We start from the raw sequence: 8,384 nt of genomic DNA, 5'->3' as shown, positions 1-8,384 counted from the left end.
GTGAGCGGATGCGGGCCTGGGTGGTGGAGCGACCGGCGCCGATCGATGACGGCCCGTTGCGACAGGTGACGCGCACGGTCCCGGAGCCCGGCCCCGGCGAGGTACTGGTCCGCGTCCTCGCCTGCGCGCTCTGCCGCACCGACCTCCACCTGGCCGAGGGGGACCTGGTCCCGCGCCGGGCCGAGGTGGTCCCCGGGCATCAGGTGGTCGGCGAGGTGGTGGACTCCGGGAGAGGGGCCGATCGGTTCGCTGTCGGTGAGCGGGTCGGGATCGCCTGGCTGCGCGGCACCTGTGGGTACTGCGAGTTCTGCCGGTCGGGCCGGGAGAACCTGTGCCCGCGCTCGCGGTACACCGGCTGGGACGCGGACGGCGGCTTCGCGGAGTACGCGGTGGTCGCGCAGGACTACGGGTACCCGCTGCCCGCCGATCGGCCGGCCGAGGAGCTGGCGCCGTTGCTCTGCGCCGGGATCATCGGGTACCGATCACTGCTGCGCGCCGAACTCCCACCGGGTGGCCGCCTCGGCATCTACGGATTCGGGTCCAGCGCGCATCTCACCGCGCAGCTCGCGCTGGCCCAGGGCGCGGAGTTGTTCGTCCTGACCCGCGGTGCGCAGAACCAGGCCCTCGCCCGCGAACTCGGCGCGACGTACGCGGGGGACGCCCGCGACGAACCGCCGGTACCGCTGGACTCGGCGATCCTGTTCGCACCGGCCGGCGACCTGGTCCCGGTCGCCCTGCAAGCCCTCAAGCCCGGTGGAACTCTCGCCGTCGCCGGGATCCACCTTTCCGACGTTCCGGCTCTGACGTACGAAAGCCACCTCTTCCACGAACGCGATCTGCGCAGCGTCACCTCGAACACCCGGCGCGACGGCGAGGAGTGGCTGCGGCTCGCGGCACGGCTCGGCATCACCGCCCACACGACAGTTGTGTCCTTCGGCCAGGTGGACAAGGCACTCGCCGACATCGCGCACAGCCGCGTCCCCGGCTCGACGGTGATGGTGCCCTAGCCTGTCGCGACCTGCCGGCGGACGGCGCGCGTGGTGAGCGAGATGAGCAGCGTTCCGGCCAGCAGGCAAAGGGCTCCGAGTCCCATCAGCGAGACCGCGAGATCGTCGAGCCACGGGACCGTCGCGGCGACGGCGAGGTCGGCCTGGACGGCGCGGCTGCCGTCGGCATTCAGCACCACCACCGACCAGTTCCCGGGCCGAGGCGCCCAATCAATCGTTTGCACGCCGGTCCCGGCCGCCTGCGCGACCCAGATCCAGCGGGTGCCCGGCAGTTCCGGCGGCACCTGGCCGACGCGTTCGCCGGAGACCGGTTCCGGGGTGTTCCGATCGAGCCGGTGGACGATGGTGTGCTCGACCGGTGCCAGGTACACGGCCTGGTCGCGAGTGCTCGCGATCCCCAGGAACAAAGGCGTCGCGGTCGCGCCGACACCGGTCACCCGGATCTCACCGACCAGCCGGTTCACCAGCCAGGGCGGACCGTCGAACCGCAGCGCGCCGGGCTCGGTGCTGATCGCGTACCCGGCACTGCTGAAGCGTTTGAGGCTGGTCCCGACGAATCCGCTCTCGTCGCGTCCGGTCTGATCGAGCCACAGACCGACCGCGCCGGCCGGGACCAGGGCCAGCCCGGCCACGATCAGCACGCCGCCGACGACGACGCGGAAGATCCGCCGGCCCGTCCACCGGCGCGGCCGGCGAAGGGCCGGATCCCTTGTCCTGCGGCGAAACAGCCCGGCCACGAACCCGACCACGCTGAGCGCGACGAAGGCCAGGCCGAGGACGATCAGCTCGAGCAGTCTGGGGAGTGCGAGCAACCATCGCACCGGTCTGGGTTCACGTGGGACCGCCGGGTCGAGTCGCCCTTCGATCCTGGCCGGCTGTCCCTCCATGGCTTCCCCCTCCGCCCACTTCCACGGTGCGCCGGTGGGGGCGGGCCGGGCAAGCGGCAGCGATGCGGTTGTTACCGCATCGCTAACCGGAGAAGGTGATTGCGGGCCCGCTCCCCTGGCCCCCCCAGTTGAAATGGGAGGACGGGCCCGCAATCAGTTCGTGGGATCCGTCAGACGACGGACGGTGGCCGGTGCTTGCGGCGGCGCAGCTCGCGCAGGACCGCCTGTTTGCTCCGGATCAGAGTGATCCGCTCTTCGGTGTCCGTGCCGGTACGGATGGCGCGCAGCTCGTGGTCGATGGTGCTCAGCACGTCGATCAACCGGTGAACGCTGCTGGAATCGAGTTCGCGCATGGAGGCCTCGGCAGGTCGGAAGAACCGGCGCCCGAACTGTCTGAGGCTCGTTCACTATGACCCGGATCGCGGCGTGGATCAAGCCCCTTGACGCGGCGCGTTTCGGGTGGACCGGGACCGGGGCCTGGTGGAAAATGTTGCAGGGGTCAGACGCGTGGACGACGAACGCAGTACCGAGGGGCTCGAGCCGCCGGATCGCGACGAACCAGCGGGCCCGGATGCCCTTGCCCACAAGCTGTCCGAGATGGCCCGCAGCCTGCACGAGGCCGAGGATCCGGGCGAGGTTCTGCGCGAGGCCGTGCAGGCCGCGATCGACCTGGTCCCGGGGGCGTGGGAGGGGTCCGTCACCGAGGTGGCCGGCCGTGGTCGCGTGCAGCACAAGGCCGCGTCGGGTCCGTTGCCGGCGCGGGTCGACGCGATCATGTCCGAGGTACGCGAAGGTCCTTGCCTGGACGCGCTGACCGAGCGCAAGGTGATCCGGGTCGACGACCTGCGGCTCGAGGAACGCTGGCGCCGGTTCACTCCCCGGGCCGTCGAGGCGGGCGCGCTGAGCATGCTGGCGTTCCCGATGATCGTCGACGAGGACACCCTGTGCGCCCTCAACCTGTACGGGGCCGAGCCGGGCGCGTTCACCGACGAGTCGGTCGACGTCGGCCGGTTGCTCGCGGCCCATGCGGCGATCGCGTACGCCGGGGCCCAGCGGGAGGAGAACCTGCTGGCCGCGATCGAGACCCGGGACCTGATCGGCCAGGCCGTCGGGCTGCTGATGGAGCGCTACTCGATCGGCACCAACCCGGCCTTCAGCACCCTGGTCCGGTTCAGCCGCCAGTCCAACCGCAAGCTCCGCGACGTCGCCGCCGAGCTCATCCGCGACGCCGAGGCCGGCGCCCGCAAGTAGGCAGCCGCGGCCGTGAGTAGCCCTCTCGGCCCTTCGTTCACCTCACCGCCATCTTCTGCGTCGTGACGCCTTGCGCTTCAAGGCGCCGGGGTTTACGGTCCCGGTTAACGTTTAAGTGCACGTTTTTGAGTGGTTCATGCAGAAACAGATCATGAACACTCACCAGGCGACAGGAGACGGACATGTCGGGATCCACGAGCAGCCGGTTCGGCCGACGGCGCTTCCTCGGGTTGAGCGGGGCCGCGGTGGGCGCGGCGGTCTTCGGCCCGGTACTCACCTCCTGCGGTGACGGCGGTTCGTCGGCGGGTGGCGCAAAGGCGTCGAGCGAGGTCGCGCTGCCGACGTACAAGCCGTTCGCCGGGCTGCGGCCGGACCTGCCCGGCGCCGAGACCGGACTCGAGCCGGGCTTCCTGAAGTTCCCCGAGAACGCTATCGCGAGCGTCAAGGCGCCGCCACTGAAGAACTCGGTGTCCGCGCTGACCGAGACGTTCGCGACCCCGCCGCCGCCGATGGGGAGCAACGCGATGTGGCAGGCGCTGAACCAGTCGCTGGGCGCCGAGCTGCGGCTCACCATCGGCACCGACCCCGGGTACCCGGAGAAGTTCGCCACCCTGCTGGCCAGTGACTCGCTGCCGGACCTGATGTGGCTGCCGCCGAACCAGGGCATCCCGAACGTCGGGCCGATGCTGGAGGCGAAGTTCCAGGACCTGACCAAGTACCTGTCCGGGGACGCGGTGCTGGAATACCCGAACCTCGCCGCGCTGAAGCCGGCCTCGTGGCGGACCGCGATCGTGAACGGCAAGATCTGGGGCGCCCCGATCCCGTCCACGCCGTTCGGCCAGGTGATGATGGGCAACCCGAAGACCTGGGCCAAGGTCGGCGGCCTGCAGTGCACCAGCGCCGAGGAGTTCTTCGGCAAGTGCAAGGAGCTGACCCGCGGCACCAACTACGCGCTCGAGCCCGCGCTGATCAACATGCTGCACATGTTCGGCGAGTGGTTCGGCGCCCCGAACGGCTGGCGGGTCAACGCCGACCGCTCGCTGACCCACCTGTACGAGACCGACAACTACAAGGCCGCCGTCGAGTACGCCGCGAAGCTGTGGGCCGCGAAGGTGTTCTACCCCGACCTCAACCTGGCCGACGCGACCCCGAAGACCGTGAACGGCCAGATCGCCGCCCAGGTCACGGTGGGACCGCGGGCGACGGCCGACTTCCGGGCGCTCGACCCGTCGTTGTTCGTCGACACGCTGATCCCGTTCGGCCACGACGGCAAGGCCAAGCCGGTGTACGACATGGGCTACGGCACCGTCGGGTTCACCCCGTTCAAGAAGACCGACGAGGGCCGGATCCGCGAACTGCTCGCGCTGGTCGACTACCTGTCCGCGCCGTTCGGGACCAAGGAGTTCCTGCAGAAGAACTTCGGCACCGAGGGGCAGCAGTACCGGCTGGACGGGCAGAAGAACCCGGTCCTCACCCAGGCCGGCAACCAGCAGGCACCCGGCCTGGTCAGCGCACTGCAGATCATGACGGCGCCCGAGAGCGTGATCTTCAACCCGGCGTTCCCGGACGACACCCGCAAGATCCACGCCACCGAGCAGGAACTGCTGAAGTACGCGATGCGCAACCCGACCGCGGGCACGTACTCCGACACCAGCAGCAAGGTCGGGCCGAAGCTGACCGAGCAGTTCCGCGACACCATCATCGACATCGTCACCGGCCGGCAACAGTTGTCCGCGTACGACGACGCGCTGAGCCGGTGGAAGAGCGGCGGCGGTGACAAGATGCGTGGCGAGTTCGAGTCGGTGCTGCCGGCGAGCGTGCCGGTCACGCCGAACTGAGGGCGGCGCCGATGGGAACCCTCGTCACCGACCGGCCCACCACCGCCGAACCGGCCGCCACCGCTCCGGGCGGCCGGGCCAGGCGGGTCCGGAAGCAGAAGAGCCAGTTGCCGTTCTCGGTGCGCTGGCGGCGGGACTGGCAGATGGTGCTGCTGATGATCCCGGGTGTGCTGTTCCTGCTGGTGTTCTTCTACGTGCCGGTGGTCGGCAACGTGGTCGCCTTCCAGGACTTCCAGCCGTTCCTCGGGGTGATGCACAGCGAGTGGAACGGCGTGCAGAACTTCGTGAACCTCTACGCCAACCCGGATTTCTGGGACGCGTTGCGGAACACGCTGATCCTCGCGCTGGCCCAGCTGGTGCTGTTCTTCCCGGTTCCGCTGGCGCTCGCGCTGATCGTGGACTCGCTGGTGAGCAACCGGCTCCGGCGCTGGTTCCAGACCATCGCGTACCTGCCGCACTTCCTGTCCTGGGTGCTGGTGATCGCGTTGTTCCAGCAGTCGCTCGGCGGCGCCGGGTTCGTCAACAACCTGCTCCGGCAGGCCGGGCTGGACCCGATCCCGTTCATGACGAACCCGGACACGTTCCCGCTGCTGGTCGTCGCGCAGCTGGTCTGGAAGGACGCGGGCTGGGCGATGATCATCTTCCTCGCCGCGCTCGCCAGCGTGGACGTCGCGCTGTACGAGGCGGCGGCCGCGGACGGCGCGGGCCGGTGGCGCCGGCTTTGGCACATCACGCTGCCGTCCCTGCGCACCGTCATCGTGCTGCTGCTGATCCTGCGGATCGGCGACGTGCTGAGCGTCGGCTTCGAGCAGTTCATCCTGCAACGCGACTCGGTCGGCGCCGGGGCCGCGGAGGTGCTGGACACCTTCACGTACTACGCCGGTGTGATCGGTGGCGACTGGAGCAGCGGCGCCGCGGCCGGGCTGGCCAAGGGCGTGATCAGCGCGCTGCTGCTGTGGGGCGCCAACTCGATCGCGCACCGGCTGGGCGAGCCGGGCATCTTCCAGAAGAAGGGACAGTCATGAGAAGCCCTGTGTCAACCCGCCTCCTGCTGGGTGGGGTTGAGGATGTGTTGCAGAGCGTTGTGTTTGGTGGGGTTGTAGGCGGTGTTGTTTTGCCAGCAGTGCCAGATGACGAACAGCCAGGCGCGGGCGAGGATGCGGACGGCGTGGGGGTGGTCGTGGCCTCGGGATCGGGCTCGGTCGTAGAGGTCGGCTGCCCAGGGGTTGGCTCGTCGGGAGTCGCCGGCGAAGTCGGTGACGGCGTCGCGGAGTTGTTTGTCGCAGGCCCAGCGGAAGCTGACCGTGCGGAGTTTGCCCGATTGCCGGGTCGAGGGTGCGGCTCCGGCCAGGCAGGCGAGGGCTTCGGGGGTGGGGAAGCGGGCGCGGCAGTCGCCGATCTCGGCCAGGAGCCGGGCGGCGCGGACGCGGCCGGAGCGGGGCAGGCTGGTGAAGATGTGCTGATCGGTGTGCGTGGTGAGCTGGTCGCTGATCTGGCCGGTGAGGGTTTTGATCTGGTCGACCAGCGTGGTGAGCAGTGCGACCAGGGCGTGGGTGATCTGGGCGTTCAAGGTGGCGTCGTGGCCGGTCGCACCGCGGGGTGCGGCGAGCAGGTAGGTGTGCAGCGCGGCAGGGTCTTTCTTGCCGGAGTAGCCGACCGATGCCAGCCAGGCGCCGAGGCGTTTCGGCGAGAGCCAGTCGGCGCGGTCTTGGGTGTCGAAGCGGGTCAGGAACTGCAGGCTGATCGGAGAATCGATCTCGGCGAACAACCCGACTGCCCCGGGGAAAGCGTTCCGCAGGTGGGCGCGGAGCTGGTTCGCGACCGCGACCCGGTGAGCGACGAGGTCTTTGCGGGTCCGGCAGGCGCGGCGCAGTACGACGGTTTCGGGGCTGTCCGGGGTGAGCGGTGCGAGCCGGGCCCGATCGGTGCGCAGGGTGTCGGCCAGGACGTAGGCGTCGAATCGGTCGTCTTTGTTGCCGGCCGATCCGTAGCGGCTCCTGAGGTTCTTGACCTGGTTCGGGCTGATCACGACCACTGTGACACCGGCTTGCAGAAGGGCATCGACGACCGGGCCGTCGGGTCGTTCGATCGCGACCTCGCCGACACCGTTGCGTCCCAGCACGGCGATCAGGTCGCGCAGGCCGGCGGCGGTGTGTTCGACGGTGCACCGGTCGACTTCTTGGCCGCGGGCGTTGACGACCGATACGGCGTGGTCGTCGCGGGCCCAGTCCAGGCCGGCTGTGACGGCGTTGAGAGGTTCTTCGGGCAGGGTGTTTCTGGCAGACTTCACGTCAGCCTCCTCGCTGCTAGACCCAGTGGGGAGGCACCCTTATGTGGTGCCGGGACGCTGCTGCCGGTTCGCTCACTGATCGGCGCTCGCAGCACACAGCCCTGGCGCTCAGCCCTGTCGACGGTCGGCACGCCCCGGGTAACCGCCAGGCCCTGCAGATCTCATGACGGACGTCCAAGACGTCAAGCGAGCAGGGCAGTGACCAGACGGCACCTCGGGTGCATCAGCAACCAATCCACAGTTACTGACCAAAGGATGGTGCACCAGTGAGCCTGCTCGCGGCCCGGGCCCAGCGCCCGATCTGGAAGGAACGACCGGCCCCGGCGTACCAGACCGTGAAGGCGCTCGTGCTCGGCGGCTTCGCGCTGGCGATCGTGGTGCCGATCATGGTGGTGGTGTCGACGTCGCTGGCCAGCGACCAGGACATCATCGACGCGGGCGGGTACGTGCTCTGGCCGTCGCACCCGACGCTGAAGGCGTACCAGACGTTGTTCAGCGGCGGGCTGATGGGCCGGGCGATCATGGTCAGCGTCTTCGTCACCGTCGTCGGGACCGCGATCGCGCTGGCGACCACGATCGCGCTCGCGTACGCCACCTCGCGGCCGGTGCTGTTCGGCCGGCCGGTGCTGCTGATGGTGTTGTTCACGCTGCTGTTCGCGCCGGGCATCATCCCGATGTTCCTCGTGGTCAAGCAGCTCGGGCTGATCGACAGCCTGTGGTCGCTGATCCTGCCTGGCGCGTTGGGGGCGTTCAACTTCGTCGTCCTGCGCACCTTCTTCATGAACGTGCCGCAGGAGTTGCTGGAGAGCGCCCGGATCGACGGCGCGAGCGACTTCACCATCCTGCGCCGGATCGTGATGCCGCTGTCGAAGGCGGTGATCGCGGTGGTCGGGCTGTTCTACGCGGTCGGCTTCTGGAACGCCTTCTTCAACGCGCTGCTCTACCTCAACGACACCGCGAAGTGGCCGGTCCAGGTGATCCTGCGCACGTACGTCCTGCAGGGCAAGTCGCTGTCGGCCGACCAGCTCGGCGTCGAACCGTTGCCGCAGCCCCAGTCGCTGCAGATGGCGGTCGTGGTGGTGGCCCTGGTCCCGATCGCGATGGTCTATCC

General features: G+C 69.2%; 8 protein-coding genes. 5 read left to right on the top strand and 3 right to left on the bottom strand.

Features of this window, described 5'->3' with window-relative positions:
• Positions 1 to 1,007: zinc-dependent alcohol dehydrogenase family protein (locus tag FB561_RS37660; protein ID WP_337692342.1), on the top strand; the 1,007-nt coding region annotated here is incomplete at its 5' end.
• Here FB561_RS37660 and FB561_RS37655 read toward each other — a convergent pair.
• Both FB561_RS37655 and FB561_RS37650 read right to left on the bottom strand, forming a co-directional pair.
• Positions 1,004 to 1,828 carry a hypothetical protein gene (locus FB561_RS37655; RefSeq protein ID WP_145814895.1) on the bottom strand — a complete coding sequence of 275 codons (825 nt, stop codon included), beginning with the start codon at positions 1,826 to 1,828 and terminating at the stop codon, positions 1,004 to 1,006. The two genes, FB561_RS37660 and FB561_RS37655, sit on opposite strands and share 4 nt — an antisense overlap.
• 236 nt (positions 1,829 to 2,064) lie before the next feature.
• Positions 2,065 to 2,247 (bottom strand): hypothetical protein, encoded by a 183-nt coding sequence (locus tag FB561_RS37650; RefSeq protein WP_145814894.1) that lies wholly within the window; start codon positions 2,245 to 2,247, stop codon positions 2,065 to 2,067.
• Between the two features lie 154 nt (positions 2,248 to 2,401).
• On the opposite strand from FB561_RS37650, the gene FB561_RS37645 reads away from it, so the two are divergent.
• From FB561_RS37645 to FB561_RS37635, 3 genes are all read left to right on the top strand, one after another.
• Complete coding sequence (locus FB561_RS37645; protein WP_145814893.1) at positions 2,402 to 3,145, top strand: GAF and ANTAR domain-containing protein; 744 nt, start codon at positions 2,402 to 2,404, stop codon at positions 3,143 to 3,145.
• A gap of 182 nt (positions 3,146 to 3,327) precedes the next feature.
• Positions 3,328 to 4,983 carry a type 2 periplasmic-binding domain-containing protein gene (locus FB561_RS37640; protein WP_145814892.1) on the top strand — a complete coding sequence of 552 codons (1,656 nt, stop codon included), beginning with the start codon at positions 3,328 to 3,330 and terminating at the stop codon, positions 4,981 to 4,983.
• Positions 4,984 to 4,994: 11 nt separating this feature from the next.
• Complete coding sequence (locus tag FB561_RS37635) at positions 4,995 to 6,008, top strand: ABC transporter permease (RefSeq protein WP_170284976.1); 1,014 nt, start codon at positions 4,995 to 4,997, stop codon at positions 6,006 to 6,008.
• A gap of 11 nt (positions 6,009 to 6,019) precedes the next feature.
• Here FB561_RS37635 and FB561_RS37630 read toward each other — a convergent pair whose 3' ends face one another.
• Positions 6,020 to 7,273 carry an IS110 family RNA-guided transposase gene (locus FB561_RS37630; protein WP_145801888.1) on the bottom strand — a complete coding sequence of 418 codons (1,254 nt, stop codon included), beginning with the start codon at positions 7,271 to 7,273 and terminating at the stop codon, positions 6,020 to 6,022.
• A gap of 266 nt (positions 7,274 to 7,539) precedes the next feature.
• Between FB561_RS37630 and FB561_RS37625 the strand changes: the two genes are divergently transcribed.
• Positions 7,540 to 8,384: carbohydrate ABC transporter permease (locus FB561_RS37625; RefSeq protein WP_238335352.1), on the top strand; the 845-nt coding region annotated here is incomplete at its 3' end.

The organism is Kribbella amoyensis (genome assembly GCF_007828865.1).
GTDB lineage: Bacteria > Actinomycetota > Actinomycetes > Propionibacteriales > Kribbellaceae > Kribbella > Kribbella amoyensis.
This window is presented reverse-complemented; position numbering and strand designations above follow the sequence as displayed.

Bases quoted from the DNA above. Each gene is read 5' to 3' on its own strand.
- FB561_RS37650 (WP_145814894.1), bottom strand. From the start codon at position 2,247: ATGCGCGAACTCGATTCCAGCAGCGTTCACCGGTTGATCGACGTGCTG.
- FB561_RS37640 (WP_145814892.1), top strand. From the start codon at position 3,328: ATGTCGGGATCCACGAGCAGCCGGTTCGGCCGACGGCGCTTCCTCGGG.
- FB561_RS37635 (WP_170284976.1), top strand. From the start codon at position 4,995: ATGGGAACCCTCGTCACCGACCGGCCCACCACCGCCGAACCGGCCGCC.